Genomic DNA, 16,096 nt, shown 5'->3' with positions numbered 1-16,096 from the left:
ACCATGTAACCAGGCCAGAGCGGAAATTTCGGTCAGATGGCCGGTACCGGGCGCAAGCCGCTCGAAGGCTCAGGTCGCCGGCAGCATCGCCCAGACGGCCTTGCCCTGACCGGCCGGCACGCTGCCCCACCGCTGGGCCAGCTCCCGCACCAGCAGCAGCCCTCGCCCGCCCTCGGCGTTCAGGTCCGTGCCGCGCGGCTCGGCCTCCGCGCGGCTGCCGTCCACCACCGCGAGATGCAGGTACGGCCGGCGCAGGGTCACCGTCACCTGCATCGGCGTGCCGGCGTGCCGGACCACGTTGCCGACCAGTTCGCTGAGCACCAGCGCGGCCGGGCCGGCCGCGTCGGGCAGATTCCACCGCGCGCACGCGTCGGTGACCAGCTCCCGGGCACGCCGACAGGCCTCGGCCACCGGCTCCAGCCGGGTCCGCATCCGCAGGGCGGACCTCGCGCTGGCCACCCGGGTCGCCTCCGCGCAGTCCGCCGACACCGGGACCACCCGGCAGGTGGTCGACTCGGCCAGCCAACGCGCGGCGACCGGCGACGGGGCGCAGAGCACCACCGGCACGGCCGGCCACTCCTCGGCCCGACGGGCGGTGGCGGCGAAGACGGACAGAGCCAGCCGGTCCTTGACATCCACCTCGGACATGTCGACGACCAGCGCCTCGGGCTGATCGACGAGCGCGTCGTTCAGCGACTCGTGCACCGATCGCATGGTGCCCAGGTCGAGTGCGCCGGCGAGCCGGACGACCGCCACCGGTGCCGTGGTGCGCACCTCGCAGGTGATCCGACTGGACATCGGCGCCCTCGATTCGCTGGTGGGTCGGGATCCTCGAACTACCCGCCGCCTTACCGCCTCAAACCGGACCGACGGCGAGGGCGAGGCAGGTCACGGCCGGCTACCGCAGCTCACGGACGGAACCGCCCGGTCAGGACACCCAGCGCGATCATGCCGACGCCGAGGCCCAGGTGCAGCCAGCCGTCGGCGTCGTTGACCGGTAGCACGTTCGCCCCGGTGTCGTGCTCCACCGCCAGCCCGTAGAGCCAGAGCACCAGGTAGACGGCGCCGCCGCCGATCAGGAACGTCCGGGCCCCGGTGACCGTCCGCGCCAGCAGCAGACCGGCCACCCCGAACACCAGGTGCACCAGGTTGTGCAGCACCGACACCTGGAAGACACCGAACAGGTACGCGCCCGAGCCGTGGCCGGCGAAGCGCAGGTCGTCCGTGCCGCTGGTGATCCCCGGCACGAAGCCGAGCACGCCGATCAGCAGGAACAGGACTCCGACCGTTGCCGCCGCGCGACGTACCAGCGGCTTGCCGTCGGCCGGGTTCGGTCGGGCCCGGGAGTGCGCCATCGATCCGACCATCACCGGCTCCCTCGCTGCGCGGCGGGCATGAGCGCTGCCGGCTACCCGCTGCCGCCGCCGACAAACCGCCGCCGGCGGTCAGGCCGGCACGCTGGCCAGCTGCCGGACCCGCTCGTACAGCTCGACGTAACGCTGGGCCATCACCGCGGGCGTGAACCGCTGCGCGGCCACCCGCCGACACTCGTCGGGGTCGAGCAGTTCGGCGGCGAGTACGAGGTCGCCCAGCTCCTCCTCGTCGGTGGTGAGCAGCCCGGTGCGGCCGTGCTCGATCAGCTCCGGCAGGCAGCCCCGGGCGGTGGCCACCACCGGCGTGCCCAGAGCGAGCGACTCGACGACGGCCGTGCCGCCCGGCTCCTCCCAACGCAGCGGGAACAGCGACGCACGGGCGCTGGCGAGCAGGTCGTCCCGCTCCTGACCGGCCACGGTGCCGACCCAGCGGACCAGGTCACCGTCGACGTGCGGCGCCACCTCGTCGAGGAAGAACCGCACGTCCGGGTTCTGCCGGGCCTCGTCGCCGGCCTCGGCCAGATCGGCCGGCCGATGGTACGGCCCGACCGGCCCCGCCAGCACCAGCGGAAAACCGACGCGATGAGCGAGTCGAGCACCCACGTCCTGCCCCTTGCCCGGGTTGATCCGGCCCAGGATGAGCAGGTGCTCGCCCTTCTCCGGCCGGGGCCGCCGGTCGGCGTCCACGGCGAGCGGGGTGGACAGGTGCACGTGCCCCACCGAGTGCTCCCGCAACGCCAGCGGGGCGCGCGCCAACTGCGACGCGGAGACGCCGTTGACCCGGACCCGGTCGCCGCCGTCCAGGCTGCCGTAGAGCGCGGGGTGCTTGGCCAGGTCCCAGTGCAGGGTGTGCAGGGTCGGCGGGCCGGTCGGCCCCATCGCGGCGAGGGTGGCCAGCCCGACCGCCTCCACGTGGTCGTGCACCAGGTCGATGTCGTCGCGGGAGTGCAGCTCACGGACCACCCCGGCCAGGTGCGCCTGGGCGATCCCGCAGACCTGGTTGTACGGCCGCTGCAATGCGGCGAACTGCCCGTCGGCGAAGACCGACATCTGCTCGTCCACCGGCAGGGTGCTGCTGCCCACCGAGGCGAGCACCACCCGTACGCCGAGTCGCCGCAGCTCCGGCACCAGCGTGGCGATCACGTTCTCGATGCCGCCGTAGCCGGGCGGTGGCACGGACAGCCACGGGCCGGCGTTCATCAGCACGGTGAGGCTCATCGTGCCCGTCCCTTCCTGCCGCTCACTGCGCCTTCGGTTCCCGACTGCGGGGCTCGCAAGATCGGCTCACTCCTCACGCTCACGCGGCGGCCACCCGTCGGCGGGGCACCCGGTGGCGCAGCTCGGCCAGCGGCGGGCGCTCGTCGATGGACACGTCGCTGACCACGATCTCGCGGTCGAGGTTCGGCAGTGTGTCCGAGCCACCGCGACGGAACTGGGTCAGCAACGCCTCCGGTGCCAGCCCGGGGGCCGCCCAGCCGCGCCGCTGCAACCGGGACCAGGCGGTCAACATGATCTGCGCGGACATCCGGCCGAGGGCCGCCGTGTCCTGGTGGCGGTGCTTGCGCTCACCGAGGTCGACCTGCGCCAACGCGTCCAGGCCGACCAGGTCGAGCAGATCGATCAGCATGGCCGTCTCCACCCCGTACCCGGAGACGAACGGCACCTGGGCCAGCACGTCGCGGCGGGCGGCGTACTCGCCGGCGAGTGGCTGCACGAAGCCGGCCAGCTCGGGCCAGAAGAGGTTGAGCAGCGGTCGGGCCATCAGCTCGGTCACCCGGCCCCCGCCGTCAGGCTCCACGCTGGCGGTGCCCACCAGGGGCCGGTGGTAGAAGCCCTTCACGAAGTCCACCGACGGGTCGGTCAGCAGCGGGCCGAGCAGCCCGCTCACGAAGTGCGGCCGGAACTCCCGCAGGTCGGCGTCGATGAACGCCACCACGTCCCCCTCGGCGGCGGCCAGACCGGCCCAGAGCGCATCGCCCTTGCCGGTCAGCCGGGGTAGCCCCCGGGTCATCGCGTCCTGACTGACCACCTCCGCGCCGGCGGCACGGGCCACCTGCGCGGTGCGGTCGGTCGAGCGTGAATCCACCACGATCAGCTCGTCGACCAGCGCGACCCGATCCATCAGGTGCTCCCGGATCGTCGACACGATCGCGCCGACGGTGGCCTCCTCGTTACGCGCCGGCAGCACCACGCTGACCCGGGTCTCACCCTTGGCACGCAACAACCGGCGTGCCGGCCAGTCTGCTGCCGAGGTCGTCCGGTACGTGGCCCACGCCTCCACCACCGGTGAGACGCTTGATGTCATATCCCGCACGGGCACCCCTCCGTTCGTGCGTGGAAAAAACCAAATGTGGTTGTTCCCATTCGCCACCACGCGCTAACCGTTTGCAAGGCATCAGCTTGATCACGGACGTGACCTCAACGCGTTCCCGGGGGATGAACGTTTGATTGCGCACACCTCAGGGGACTGCTCCCATCGCACATGAAACGTCCTCGGAGGGGTTGTCGGAATGCGTAAATGTCGGGTGGGTCTGATCGGAGCCGGAGGAGTGGCACAGCGTCATGCCCGGGTGCTGGCCGGTTTCGATGACGTCGAGTTGGTCGGGGTCACCGACGTCGCGCCGGAGGCGGCGGCCGCGCTGGCCGCACAGCACGGCGGGCAGGCCTGCGCCGACGTCGCCGAGCTGCTGGCCACCGGCCCGGACGCGGTGTACGTCTGCGTGCCACCGTTCGCGCACGGCCCGGCCGAGGAGGCGGTGATCGACGCCGGGGTGCCGATGTTCGTGGAGAAGCCCGTCGCGGTCGATGTGACCACCGCCGAGCGGATCGCCGACCGGGTCGCGCGCAGCGGGCTGCGCACCGCCGTCGGCCATCACTGGCGCTACCTGAGCGTGCTCGACGAGGCCCGCGAACTGCTCGCCGACCGCCCGGTGCGGATGGTCAGCGGTGCCTGGCTGGACAAGGTGCCCCCGGTGGCGTGGTGGTCGCGGCGGGACCGCTCGGGGGGCCCGGTGGTCGAGCAGGCCGCACACGTGCTGGACCTGATCCGGACGTTGGCCGGTGAGGTGACCGAGGTCACCGCGTACGGCAACGGCACACCGCCGCCGGTCGACGGCGCCGACATCGACTCGGTGACCACCGCCACGCTGCGTTTCGCCAGCGGTGCGGTCGGCACGCTCAGCGCGGCCTGCGTACTGGGCTGGAAGCACCGCGCCGGCCTGGAGATCCTCGCCGACGGGCTCGCCCTGTCGCTCACCGAGGACGGCCTGTCGATCCGTGACGCCGACGGTGAACGACACGTCCCCGCCGACCCGGAAGCCGCCCGGGTGGCGGTGGACCGCGCCTTCATCGACGCCGTACGCGGCATCGGCGACGACGTACGTGTCCCGTACGCCGAGGCGTTGGCCACCCAGCGGCTGGCCCTCGCGGTGGCCGACTCGGCCCGCACCGGCGCGACCGTTCGGCTCGCCGCCCCGACCGGGCCGGCAGTGCTCAGCACGGGGGTGACCGTCGATGCGTGACAAGGTCGTGGTGGTCACCGGCCCCGGCCGGGTCGAGCTGGTGGAGCAGGACGCCCCGCCGGTCCGCCCCGGCACCTTCCGGGTCGAGACGCTGTTCAGCGGTGTCTCCGCCGGCACCGAACTGAGCTACGTCAAGGGCACCAACCCCTACCTGAACGTCACCTGGAACGCCGACCTGGGGCTGTTCCAACCGGGCGACGCGAGCACCCCGTACCCGGTGACCCGGCTCGGCTACATGCAGGTCGGCCGGGTGGTGGAGAGCGACACCCCGGCCGTCGCGGTGGGCACGGTGGGCGCGATGACGTACGGGCACCGCACCGGCTGGCTGGCCGACCCGGTCGCCGAGCGCTTCGTGGCGCTGCCCGACGACCTGGACCCGCTGCTCGGCGTGTACGTCGCGCACATGGGCCCGATCTGCGCCAACGGCCTGCTGCACGCCGCCGCCGATCTGCACGGCGCCGACGTCCGCGCGCTCGGCGACGGGGTACGCGGTCGGCGGGTCGCCGTGGTCGGCGCCGGTGTGGTGGCCCTGCTGACCGCGTTGTTCGCCCGACGAAACGGCGCTGCCTCGGTGGTGGTGCTCGACCCCACCCCGCAACGCCGCCAGGTCGCCGAGGCGCTCGGCCTGGAAACCCTCGATCCGGGTGCGGACGACCCGGCGGTGGTGCTCAAGACCCGCTGGGCGCACACCGCCGGCGACCGGGGCGCCGACGTGGTGTTCCAGTGCCGGGGGCAGGCGTGGGCGTTGCAGCTCGCCCTTCGGCTGCTGCGGCCACAGGGCACCGTCATCGACCTCGCCTTCTACCAGGGCGGCGCGGACGCGGTCCGGCTCGGTGAGGAGTTCCACCACAACGGGCTCTCGCTGCGCTGCGCGCAGATCGGTCGGGTGCCGCGCGGGCTCGCGCCCACCTGGGACCGCGAGCGGCTCTCCGCCGAGACCATCGACCTGCTCCGGACGTACGGGGATGTGATCCGCAAGCACCTCGTCTCGGCGGTGGTGCCGTTCGACGAGGCGCCCACCCTGCTCACCGACCTGGCCGAGCGTCGCCGCCAGGAGCTTCAGGTGGTGCTGGCCGCGTGACCTGGCGGTGGAGCGCGCTCGTCAGGTGACGGAGCGGGCTACCGTTCCCGACATGAGCACCCCGAAAGACCGGTCGGTCGGCAGCACCCCGAAGGACCGGTCGGTCGGCCTGACCGCGCTGCTGCCCTACCTGCGTGAGCACCGCGGCACCCTCGTCGTGGTGGGCGCGCTGTCGCTGGCCGGGGCGGGGGCGTCACTGGCCCAGCCGCTGCTCACCCGGTCGGTGCTCGACCGGGTGGGCGACGGCCTGGGGGTGGCCCGGCTGGTGGCGGTGCTGGTGGTGCTGGTGCTGCTCGGCGCGGCGATCGGGGGCCTGCGCAACTACCTCCTGCAACGCACCGCCGAGGGGCTGGTGTTGGGAACCCGGCGGCGGCTGGCCGGGCACCTGCTGCGGCTGCCCATCGCCGAGTACGACCGTCGGCGTACCGGTGATCTGCTCTCCCGGGTCGGTTCGGACACCACGCTGCTGCGGGCCGTGGTCACCTCCGGGCTCTTCGAGACGGTCACCGGGGCGGTGATGGTGCTCGGCGCGGGCACCGCCATGGTCCTGCTCGATCCGCTGCTGTTCGGCGTCACCCTTCTCGGGGTGGGGCTGGGGCTGGGCTTCGCGGCCACGTTCGCGCGGCGGGTCCGGGCACTGGCCCGTGCCGCCCAGGAGCGGGTCGGCGAGATGACCTCGGCGGTGGAGCGGTCCATCTCGGCGGCCCGGACCATCCGGGCCAGCCGGGCCGAGGCCCGCGAGACGGAGACCGTCACCGGCAGCGCCCGGGCGGCGTACGGGGCGGGGCTGCGGGTGGCCCGGGTGCAGGCGGTGGTCGGGCCGATCGGCTCGGTCACCGTGCAGGGCGCGTTCCTGCTGGTGCTCGGCATCGGCGGGGCCCGGGTGGCCGCCGGCGCGATCACCGTCGGGGATCTGGTCGCCTTCGTCATGTACCTGTTCTTCCTGGCCCTGCCGCTGGCCCAGGTGCTGAACGCGTACACCCAGTTGCAGACCGGCCTGGGCGCGCTGCAGCGGATCGAGGAGATCCTGGCGGTGCCGGCGGAGGGCGCGGCGGACCGGCCGGTGCCCGCCGCTGCCGGCGTGACCGCGCGCCGCCCCGCCCCGATGATCGAGTTCGACCGGGTGGGGTTCGGCTACCCGGGCGGTGAGCCGGTGCTGCACGAGGTCAGCTTCGCGGTGCCGGCCGGCACCCGTACCGCACTGGTCGGCCCCTCCGGCGCCGGTAAGTCGACCCTGCTGGCCCTCGTCGAGCGCTTCTACGAGGTGAGCGCCGGCGCGGTCCGGCTGGACGGCAACGACGTTCGGGACCTGCCCCGCGACGCGCTGCGGGCCCGGCTCGGCTACGTCGAGCAGGAAGCCCCCGTGCTGGCCGGCACGCTGCGGGAGAATCTGCTGATCACCACCCCGGACGCCACCGACGACCGGTTGCACGGGGTCCTCGACGAGGTCAACCTGGGCCACCTGGCACAGCGCTCCCCGCAGGGCCTCGACGTCCAGGTGGGGGAGGGCGGGGTGCTGCTCTCCGGGGGCGAACGGCAGCGGCTGGCCATCGCCCGGGCGCTGCTGGCCGGCCCGCCGGTGCTGCTGCTCGACGAGCCGACCAGCAACCTCGACTCGCGCAACGAGGCCGCGCTGCGCCGCGCCATCGACGCGGTGGCCGTCCGCCGAACGCTGTTGATCGTGGCGCACCGGCTCGCCACGGTGGTCGACGCCGACCAGATCGTCGTCCTCGACGGCGGCCGGGTGGTGGCCGTGGGCACCCACGCCGAGCTGACCGCCACGGACCCGCTCTACCGGGAGTTCGCCACCCACCAGCTGCTGGTCGGCTGACTCCGTCCCGTCGGGCTCGACATACCGGGCGACCGGGCCGCGCGAGCCGGCCGGAATCGCGTACCGTTGCCGCTCATGGGTGTGTCGCAACGGTTCAAGAGCAAGTTCCGGCGGTTCCTCCAGCGCCCCGGCTCGACCGTGGATCTTGCTCCACTGGAGAAGCTGCTGCCGGCGATCGAGGCGCGCGAGGCCGACCTCGGCGCGCTCGACGACGCCGAGTTGACCGAGGCCGCGGGTGCTGCCGCCGATTACGAGGCGATCTGCGCCGTCGGCCGCGAGGCCGCCCGCCGTGGCCTCGACCAGCGGCCGTACGACGTGCAGCTGCTCGGCGCGATGGCGCTGCTCTCGGGCAAGGTCGCCGAGATGGCCACCGGTGAGGGCAAGACCCTGACCGCCACGATCGCCGCGTACGGGCATGTCCGGCTCGGCAACGGGCCGGTGCACGTGCTCACCGTCAACGACTACCTGGCCCGCCGTGACGCCCAGTGGATGGAGCCGGTCTACACCCTGCTCGGCCTCACCGTCGGCTGGGTCAACGAGGCCTCCACCCCGCAGGAGCGGCGCGACGCGTACGCCTGCGACGTCACCTACGTCTCGGTCAGCGAGGCGGGCTTCGACTACCTGCGCGACCAGCTGGTCACCGACGTGGACGACCGGGTGCAGCCCGCGCTGGCCACCGCGATCGTCGACGAGGCCGACTCGATCATGATCGACGAGGCCCGGGTGCCGATGGTCCTCGCCGGCGCGGTGCCGGGCGAGCAGGACCCGGTGCACGCCGCCGCCGGGCTGGTCCGGGGCCTGCGCAAGGGCAAGCACTACACGGTCGCCGAGGACGGGCGCAGCGTGGCGTTCACCTCCGCCGGCCTGGCCGCCATCGAGGCCAAGCTCGGCATCGACCTGTACGACGAGGAGCACGTCGCGCAGCTCTCTGCGGTCAACGTGGCGCTGCACGCGCACGCCCTGCTGCACCGTGACGTGGATTACATCGTCCGGGACGGCTCGGTCGAGCTGATCGACGAGATGCGCGGCCGGGTGGCCCAACGCCGCCGCTGGCCGGACGGGCTCCAGGCCGCGGTCGAGGCCAAGGAGGGCCTGGACGCCACCGCCGAGGGCGAGGTGCTGGGCACCATCGCCGTGCAGGCGTTCCTCGGGCTCTACCCGAAGCTCTGCGGCATGACCGCCACCGCGGTGCTGGTCGGCGACCAGCTGCGGGAGTTCTTCGGCCTCGAGGTCGCGGTGATCCCGCCGAACACCCCGTGCGTCCGCGAGGACGAGCCGGACCGGATCTACGCCACCCGGGCGGAGAAGGACGAGGCGCTGATCGACGAGATCCAGCGCTGGCACGCCAAGGGGCGGCCGGTGCTGGTCGGCACGCTGGACGTCAAGGAGTCCGAAGGGCTGGCCGCCGGGCTGAACGCGGCCGGGGTGCCCTGCGTGGTCTTGAACGCCAAGAACGACGACGAGGAAGCGGCGATCATCGCCGAGGCCGGCGCGTACGGCTCGGTGACCGTCTCCACCCAGATGGCCGGCCGGGGCGTCGACATCCGGCTCGGCGGTAGCGACCAGAGCGACCAGGAGCGGGTGTCCGAGCTGGGCGGGCTCTACGTGATCGGCAGCGGCCGGCACGACAGCCGCCGGGTGGACGACCAGCTGCGCGGTCGGGCCGGCCGGCAGGGCGACCCGGGCGGCTCGGTCTTCCTCGTCAGCCTGGAGGACGACCTGGTCGTCCGGCACGCCGCCGACTCGGTGCCGGCGTCGCCGCGGATGAACGCCGACGGTCTGGTGACCGACGATCAGGTGGACTACGCGGTGGAGCACGCCCAGCGGGTCGCCGAGGGCGTCAACCACGAGATCCACCGCAACACCTGGCGCTACAGCGTGGTGACCGAGCAGCAACGCAAGGCCCTCGCCGCGCGTCGGGAACGGCTGCTGACCAGTGACGTGGCCGCGGTCATGCTGCTTGAGAAGGAGCCCGAGAAGGCCGGCGAGATGGACGAGGACCTGCTCGCCCGAGCGGCCCGGTCGATCGCGCTCTACCACCTGGACCGGCTCTGGGCGGAGCACCTGGCCGAGCTGTCGGAGGTCCGCGAGGGCGTGCACCTGCGGGCGCTGGGCCGGCTCGATCCGCTGGACGAGTTCCACCGAGCCGCGGTGCCGGCATTCAACAACCTGATCCCGGAGATCGAGGCCCGCACCATCGCCACCTTCACCGAGACCGAATTCGATGAGGACTGGCAGCCCGGGGACGGCACCCTGGTCCGGCCCACCGCCACCTGGACGTACCTGGTGCACGACAACCCGTTCGGTTCCGAGCTCGACCGGCTGATCGCGTCGATCGGGCGGCGGCTCAGCGGCGCACCGCGCTGACGCAGGTCTCTGGGGCCTCTGTCGCGCGTCCTCGTGCGGCAGAGGCCCTGATTTACGCCGTTTCGACCCGGGTCACGCGGGGTAGTAGGGCTGGTCGGTCAAGTCGGGAGAGAGCAGACGATGACACAGGTGACGATGCCCGCTGGGCAGGCGCGAGAGTGTACGAAGGCTGCGAACCGGTGAACCTCGACACGCGGGAACCGGTGGTGCAGAACCTCGGTGTCCTGGAAACCGCCGCGCTGTTACGGGAGCTGACCGCTGGCCTGATCGCGCTGACCGATTTTGATGAGGCCCTGCTGGCGCTGGTCCGGGTCACCCGGGACGCGGTGGCCGGTGTGCGCTGGTGCGGGTTCACCGCCCTGCGCGCCGGCGAACCGGCCGGGGTGGCCGCCTCCGACGACCGGCTGGGCGGCCTGGACGACCTTCGGCACGGGCCCGACTCGCCGGCAATGAGCGCGATCCGACGCCGCGAGATGATCCTCGCAGCCGACCTGGCCGGTGAGCCTCGCTGGCCGACCTGGACGGCACGCGCCCGCGACCTCGGCGTCCGCGGGGTGATCTCCGCGCCGGTGGACATCGACGACCAGGTGATCGGTGCGATCAACCTCTACGCCGGATCGCCGGACCGGCTGACCCCGAAACACCAGCTGACCGCGATGCTGCTCGCCGAGCACGCCGGCCTGCTGCTGGCCGCCGTCCGTGACCGTGGCCGGCAGCTCGCTCTCGCCAGCGAACGGGACGCCTCGCAACTGCACAACGGGGTGGTGGGCCAGGCCGTCGGCGTCATCATGACGCAGCGCGGGTGCCCACCGGCCGAGGCCCTCGAGGTGCTGCGTACCGCCGCGTCGTCGTTGGACATCCCGCTGCGCGAGGTGGCCGAGCGACTGGTCCGTACGGTCTCCCGCCCCCGCGACAACTGACCGGCCGCTCGTTTTCCTGATCGACTCCAGGTCGCCGACATCGGGGTCTCCCGGCGCTGAGATACCCCGACATCGCCGACACGGAGTCGATCATCGGCTGCTCTGCCCGTCCCGTGTCGACGGGCGCGGCGGCGTGCCCGTTCTCCCTGCCGGCGGCGAGTCGGGCGGCATCGTTTCGCCGCAACCGGGCTCGGGTAGCACTCTGGTGGTCAGGTGAGCTGCGCCGACCCGGGGGAGGACCAATGCAGAGCCGGCTGCGGGTGCAGGGGCACCCGATCCAACCGATGCTGGTGACGTTCCCGTTCGGGCTCTTCGTCAGCGCCACCGTCTTCGACCTCACCGACGTCGTCGGCGGGCCGGCGTTCCTGGGCGAGGTCGGCTACTGGACGGGCGTCGCCGCCCTCGTCGCCGCGGCGCTGACCGCGGTGGCCGGCATGGTCGACCTGTGGGACGTCCCAGGTGACCGCACCCGCCGCACCGCGATCGCCTTCAACCTCGTGAACGCGGCCATGGCCGGCATGTTCCTGCTCACCAGCCTGGTCCGGGCACAGTCCCCGCAGCGCGGCGCGTCAGTCGCGATCCTGATCACCGAGCTGGTCGCCCTGGCCGTCGGCGGAGTCGGCGTACACCTGGGCGCCCGGCTCATGCGCCAGTTCGACACCGGTCGTGCCGAGGCCGGCAGTCTGGACGCGCTCGCCGGCTCCACCGTCGAAATCGTCCGCCCGCGCCCCTGACCCGACCGGTAGGGGTGACGCGTGGAGCCGGCCCGCAGAGGGCTGGCCGTCTACCATCCGCGGATGACCTCGACTCTGGACACACTTCCGAAGATCGGTGCGCCCGCGACTCGAGCCCTGCACGGCGCCGGCTACACCACACTGCGCCAACTCGCGGACGTTCCCCGGTCGGACCTGGCCACACTGCACGGCATGGGACCGAGGGCGCTCGCCATCCTCCAGACCGCCCTCGAGGAGCACCAACTCAGCCTCGGCTGAGTTCGGCCGCTCCTCCCGAGCGTCGGTGTCGTTTGCCGACACCGCAGGGCCACCAGCTCCCCTGAAACCGGGAAACGCGGCGGGCGTGCTCGGACCCGCCCCGCCCTGGCCCTCGCCCGGCGGCAAATGGGTTGCCGGACGTGCGACCGTCCGGCGAGGCTGACCGCCATGAACGCTGAGCGTGACGCCGAGGAGTTGATCGCGGAGGCCGCCGCCGCGCCCGTCGACGGTTGGGGCTTCGACTGGCTGGCCAGTCGGGCCACAGAGGAGCGTCCACCCTGGGCGTACGCCCGGCTCGTCGCCGACCGGATGGCACGCGTCGACGCGGCGCTGGACGTGGACACCGGCGGCGGGGAGGTGCTCGCCGAGGTGCCGCGCCCGCCGAAGCTGCTGATGGCCACCGAGGGCTGGCCGCCGAACGTCGAGGTCGCCCGACGGACCCTGCGCCGGGTGGGCGCGACAGTGGTGGCGGTCGACCCGGACGGCCCGCTGCCGTTCCGTGACGCCTCCTTCGACCTGGTGGTCAGCCGACATCCGGTGCGTACCGACTGGGCGCAGACCGCCCGGGTGCTGCGGCCGGGCGGGACGTACCTGTCACAGCAGATCGGGCCGGGCACCATGCGGGAGCTGAGTGAGGCGATCCTCGGTCCGCTGCCGCCAGCGACCCAGCGGCACCCCGAGCACGCGGTCACCGCCGCCGAAGCCGCCGGGCTGCGGGTGGTCGACCTGCGCCGGGGCACCCTGCGGGCGACCTTCTCCGACATCGGCGCGGTGGTCTGGTTCCTGCGCAAGGTGATCTGGACGGTGCCCGGGTTCACGGTCGACCGGTACCGCGCACAACTGCTGAACCTGCACCACCGCATCACCACCAAGGGCCCCTTCGTGGCCCACGCCCAACGCTTCCTCATCGAGGCCACCCGCCCCTGACCTACGGAGCCTCGATCATGGAGTTGTGGTGCTTCACAGAAGCCGCGTATCAGGGCGAGCCGCCCACCACAACTCCATGATCGACGGAGCGGGGGGGCGACGGAGCGGGGGGCGGCCGGGTGGGTTTAGTGGTGGGTTTGGTGGTGGGTGGCTAGGACGTCGGCGCCGAAGTCGCTGGCGGGGCGGCGGAGCACGGTGTGCGCGTGGTTGCCGTCGGCGGTGGTGTTGTCGTACTCGATCAGCAGGTCGTCGCCCTGCACCCGGTAGTAGTGCCGCTGCCCCGGGCGGGTCGGGCCGGCCCAGGCGAAGTGCAACTGGCCGGCGTCGAGTCGGGTCGCCTCTCGGATGGCCAGCTCGGGGGGTAGCCGGTCCAGGTAGAGCGCGACCACCTGGTCGAGCAACGCGCGGCCGGTCGGCCCCAGCCGGTTCGCCGGCACGCCGAGCGGTTCCAGCGGCCCGTCGACCCGCCCACGGGTGGCGCTGATGATGTCCGCTGGCGCCTCGTCGTCGATGATCGCGGCGGCCCGCTCGGCCGGCCCCAGCGCGTCGAGCAGTGCCCGGGCCAGGTCCTCCTCGACGCCGAGTGGGCGCGAGACCGGGCGGCTGGCGTACCGGACCACGGCCGGGTTGGCGCCGAAGAAGATCGGCGCGGGGGAGACCTGGTCGTCCACCACGGTCATGTTCACCGACAGGTGGTGTCCTTCGATCCGCCACGCCCAGCGGTCGTCGCGCGCCGGATCGCCGAACACGGCCACCCAGTAGTCACCGCTGTGCCGCCCGCGCTGCCAGCCCTCGGCCCGGTCCAGCACCTCCTCCAGCGAGATGATCGCCATCGCCTGCGCGTACGCCGATGGGCTCAGCGCGGTGGCCAGCAGCCGGTGCGCGGCCTTGCGCCCGGCGATGTCCAACTCGGCGAGGCAGACGCCGGGTCGGGGTCGGGGCCGGTATTCCAGCCAACGCCGGGTCGCCTCGTCGTCGAACGGGTGCAGGGTGCTCTCGCGGGCGGCGGGGTCGAGCGCGGCCAGCAGTGTGCTGCTGGCGGTCCGCATCTGCTCGGGCAGGGGATCTTCCACCGACCCTGTATACCGGCACGTCGGTGCCCGTGTCAGCCGGCGCGCAGCAGCTCCGCCATCTCCGGAAGGTCGAAGAACTGCGCGGTCTCGGCCGCGGACGGGTTACCGTGTGCCGGGTCGGCTCCGGCGGCGAGGAGCGCGCGGACCGCCTCGGTGCTGCTGCGGAAGACCGCGGCGGCAAGCGCGGTCTGACCCCGGTCGTTGGCGCGGGAGTGGTCGGCGCCGCGACTGAGCAGGGCGGCCACCGTGTCCGGGTGGGCGTGGTACGCGGCCAGGATCAGCAGGGTGTCGCCCTTGTCGTTGGTGAGGTTGACCGGTAGGCCGGCGTCGAGCTGCGCGGCCAACTCCTCGGTGGAGCCGGCCCGGGCCAGGTCGAACATCCGGTGCGCGAACGCCAGCGTCTCCGCGTCGAGTTCCTCGGTCATCGGTCCAGGTTAGTCGCGCCGGCCCTGATAGGTTGCTCGGCCGGCGCACTGGGGGAGGGGTCCGATGGGTGAGACGGTCTACGTGGGCAACGCGGGTGTCGACGGTGCCGCCAACGCCGGCTGGCTGCTCGGGCACTTCGCGCCGCCGGGGGAGATCCGACACAGCACCGACGTCGAGGTGAAGTGGGGCGTGCATCCGCCCGGACAGGCCCGGTCGCGGTGGGCGACCGGGGAACGGCGAACCACCCTGCTCGTCCTCGTCGAGGGTTGTTTCCGGGTGGAGCTTCCGGACCGGACGGTGCGGCTGGCCGCGCCGGGCGACTACGTGGTGTGGGCCCGGGGGGTGGACCACTCCTGGTTCGCCGAGAGCGCCTCGGTCGTGCTGACCGTGCGGTGGCCGTCGCTGCCCGGCTACCGGGTGGACCCTCCGGTACTGCTCTGATCGGCCGTGGCCACGACGGGCGTCCCAGTAAATGGAATTACCTACTAAACCTATAGGCTTTGCAGTCTAGAGTACGAGGGCACCCCGCCGAACGACCCGCGAGGAACCGCCATGACCCACCACCGCCCGGAGCCCGACCTGCTCACCGTCGCCGCCCGGTGGGCCGACCCGGCCGGCTGGCCGGTCGCGCTGCGCTTCGACCCCGCCGAACGCTGGTACGCCCGCCTCGCCGTCGGCGACGACCACGAGGTGTGGGCACTGAGCTGGCTGCCCGGGCAGGGCACCGACCTGCACGACCACGGCGGCTCCGCCGGAGCGTTCCGGGTCGTCACCGGCACGCTCACCGAGGAGACGGTCACCGGCGGCCGGTTGCGCCCACGGCTGCTGCCCACCGACGCCGGTCGCCGCTTCGGCCCGCGACACGTGCACCAGGTGACGAACCACGGCCCGGCACCGGCGGTCAGCGTGCACGTCTACCGGCCGGCGCTGGTGCGGATGACCCGCTACCACCTCCTGGACGGGCGACTGCGGGTCGCCGAGGTCGCCGAGGCCGGCCGGTCCTGGTGAGCGCGGCGAGCCACGATCCACACCTTGTCACCGAGAGGAACCGAGAATGCAGGTAACCGCCGAGCACTGTCTGGCTCCCGTGCCGCCGCCGGGCTCCCGGGGCATCGACGAGATCCTGGCCGCCGCGCGTGCCCGGCTCGACCGGCTGGACCCCGAGCGGGCACACCTGGCAGGCCGGGCCGGAGCGCTGCTGGTCGACATCCGGCCGGCCGCGCAGCGGGCCGCGCACGGCGTGGTGCCGGGCTCGCTCGCGGTCGAGCGCAACGTGCTGGAGTGGCGCTTCGACCCGCGCTGCCCCGCTCGACTGCCGCAGGCGGTCGACTACGACGTACCGGTGGTGATCCTCTGCCAGGAGGGCTACACCTCGTCGCTGGCCGCCGCCGCCCTGCAGGACCTTGGCCTGCACCGGGCCACCGATGTGGTCGGCGGGTTCGCGGCCTGGCGGATCGCCGGCCTGCCGGCCCTCGGCCCGACCCCGCTGCACCGCACGTCCCCCCTCGCGTCCCCGGTCACCGCCGGGCGGACGCGCCGCTGACCGTCACGCCGCACCGGGCGTGGCGGGCGTACCGCCACTCAG

17 protein-coding genes are annotated in these 16,096 nt (G+C 73.0%); 11 read left to right on the top strand and 6 right to left on the bottom strand.

Annotated features, from left to right (window positions below; translation table 11 throughout):
• Positions 1 to 69: 69 nt before the first annotated feature.
• From ABZS37_RS15065 to ABZS37_RS15050, 4 genes are all read right to left on the bottom strand, one after another.
• Entirely contained in the window at positions 70 to 798 is a 729-nt protein-coding gene (locus ABZS37_RS15065; protein ID WP_355169188.1) for an STAS domain-containing protein, read from the bottom strand.
• A 110-nt stretch (positions 799 to 908) separates the two neighbouring features.
• Positions 909 to 1,355 (bottom strand): DUF4383 domain-containing protein, encoded by a 447-nt coding sequence (locus tag ABZS37_RS15060; RefSeq protein ID WP_355169370.1) that lies wholly within the window; start codon positions 1,353 to 1,355, stop codon positions 909 to 911.
• A 90-nt stretch (positions 1,356 to 1,445) separates the two neighbouring features.
• Positions 1,446 to 2,591 (bottom strand): glycosyltransferase, encoded by a 1,146-nt coding sequence (locus tag ABZS37_RS15055; RefSeq protein ID WP_355169186.1) that lies wholly within the window; start codon positions 2,589 to 2,591, stop codon positions 1,446 to 1,448.
• 79 nt (positions 2,592 to 2,670) lie between these two features.
• A complete protein-coding gene (locus ABZS37_RS15050) occupies positions 2,671 to 3,687 on the bottom strand; it encodes a glucosyl-3-phosphoglycerate synthase (protein ID WP_355169184.1) in 1,017 nt (338 codons plus the stop codon).
• 196 nt (positions 3,688 to 3,883) lie between these two features.
• Between ABZS37_RS15050 and ABZS37_RS15045 the strand changes: the two genes are divergently transcribed.
• The 8 genes from ABZS37_RS15045 to ABZS37_RS15010 all read left to right on the top strand — a co-directional run bounded on the left by ABZS37_RS15045 (position 3,884) and on the right by ABZS37_RS15010 (position 13,012).
• Positions 3,884 to 4,894, top strand: coding sequence for a Gfo/Idh/MocA family oxidoreductase (locus tag ABZS37_RS15045; RefSeq protein WP_355169182.1), 1,011 nt, complete (start codon positions 3,884 to 3,886; stop codon positions 4,892 to 4,894).
• Positions 4,887 to 5,975: a zinc-binding alcohol dehydrogenase gene (locus ABZS37_RS15040; protein WP_355169180.1), complete on the top strand. Its 1,089-nt coding sequence runs from the start codon at positions 4,887 to 4,889 to the stop codon at positions 5,973 to 5,975. The genes ABZS37_RS15045 and ABZS37_RS15040 overlap by 8 nt, the downstream gene beginning before the upstream one ends.
• Before the next feature lie 52 nt (positions 5,976 to 6,027).
• Positions 6,028 to 7,806: an ABC transporter ATP-binding protein gene (locus ABZS37_RS15035; RefSeq protein ID WP_355169178.1), complete on the top strand. Its 1,779-nt coding sequence runs from the start codon at positions 6,028 to 6,030 to the stop codon at positions 7,804 to 7,806.
• Between the two features lie 75 nt (positions 7,807 to 7,881).
• Positions 7,882 to 10,173: an accessory Sec system translocase SecA2 gene (gene secA2 / locus ABZS37_RS15030; protein WP_355169176.1), complete on the top strand. Its 2,292-nt coding sequence runs from the start codon at positions 7,882 to 7,884 to the stop codon at positions 10,171 to 10,173.
• A gap of 179 nt (positions 10,174 to 10,352) precedes the next feature.
• On the top strand, positions 10,353 to 11,093 hold the full coding sequence (locus ABZS37_RS15025; RefSeq protein ID WP_355169174.1) for a GAF and ANTAR domain-containing protein: 741 nt from the start codon (positions 10,353 to 10,355) through the stop codon (positions 11,091 to 11,093).
• A gap of 242 nt (positions 11,094 to 11,335) precedes the next feature.
• A complete protein-coding gene (locus ABZS37_RS15020) occupies positions 11,336 to 11,827 on the top strand; it encodes a DUF2231 domain-containing protein (RefSeq protein WP_355169172.1) in 492 nt (163 codons plus the stop codon).
• 63 nt (positions 11,828 to 11,890) lie between these two features.
• Positions 11,891 to 12,085 (top strand): helix-hairpin-helix domain-containing protein, encoded by a 195-nt coding sequence (locus ABZS37_RS15015; protein WP_355169170.1) that lies wholly within the window; start codon positions 11,891 to 11,893, stop codon positions 12,083 to 12,085.
• 168 nt (positions 12,086 to 12,253) lie between these two features.
• On the top strand, positions 12,254 to 13,012 hold the full coding sequence (locus tag ABZS37_RS15010; protein ID WP_355169168.1) for a class I SAM-dependent methyltransferase: 759 nt from the start codon (positions 12,254 to 12,256) through the stop codon (positions 13,010 to 13,012).
• Positions 13,013 to 13,137: 125 nt separating this feature from the next.
• On the opposite strand, the gene ABZS37_RS15005 is transcribed toward ABZS37_RS15010, so the two are convergent.
• Together ABZS37_RS15005 and ABZS37_RS15000 are read right to left on the bottom strand one after the other, a co-directional pair.
• A complete protein-coding gene (locus ABZS37_RS15005) occupies positions 13,138 to 14,085 on the bottom strand; it encodes a DUF3500 domain-containing protein (RefSeq protein ID WP_355169166.1) in 948 nt (315 codons plus the stop codon).
• 32 nt (positions 14,086 to 14,117) lie between these two features.
• Complete coding sequence (locus tag ABZS37_RS15000) at positions 14,118 to 14,510, bottom strand: ankyrin repeat domain-containing protein (RefSeq protein ID WP_354996049.1); 393 nt, start codon at positions 14,508 to 14,510, stop codon at positions 14,118 to 14,120.
• 64 nt (positions 14,511 to 14,574) lie between these two features.
• Here ABZS37_RS15000 and ABZS37_RS14995 point away from each other — a divergent pair, with 64 nt between their 5' ends.
• The 3 genes from ABZS37_RS14995 to ABZS37_RS14985 all read left to right on the top strand — a co-directional run bounded on the left by ABZS37_RS14995 (position 14,575) and on the right by ABZS37_RS14985 (position 16,054).
• Entirely contained in the window at positions 14,575 to 14,952 is a 378-nt protein-coding gene (locus ABZS37_RS14995) for a signal peptidase I (protein ID WP_355169164.1), read from the top strand.
• Positions 14,953 to 15,063: 111 nt separating this feature from the next.
• The gene (locus tag ABZS37_RS14990) at positions 15,064 to 15,519 is read left to right on the top strand and encodes a cysteine dioxygenase family protein (protein ID WP_355169162.1); all 456 of its coding nucleotides are present in this window, start codon (positions 15,064 to 15,066) and stop codon (positions 15,517 to 15,519) included.
• A 46-nt stretch (positions 15,520 to 15,565) separates the two neighbouring features.
• Entirely contained in the window at positions 15,566 to 16,054 is a 489-nt protein-coding gene (locus ABZS37_RS14985; protein ID WP_355169160.1) for a rhodanese-like domain-containing protein, read from the top strand.
• The last annotated feature ends 42 nt before the right edge of the window (positions 16,055 to 16,096 follow it).

The sequence above is a fragment of the Micromonospora sp. NPDC005413 genome, assembly GCF_040606435.1.
Taxonomy (GTDB): domain Bacteria; phylum Actinomycetota; class Actinomycetes; order Mycobacteriales; family Micromonosporaceae; genus Micromonospora.
Note: the sequence above shows the minus strand (reverse complement) of the source record. Positions and strands in the feature narration are given on the sequence as shown.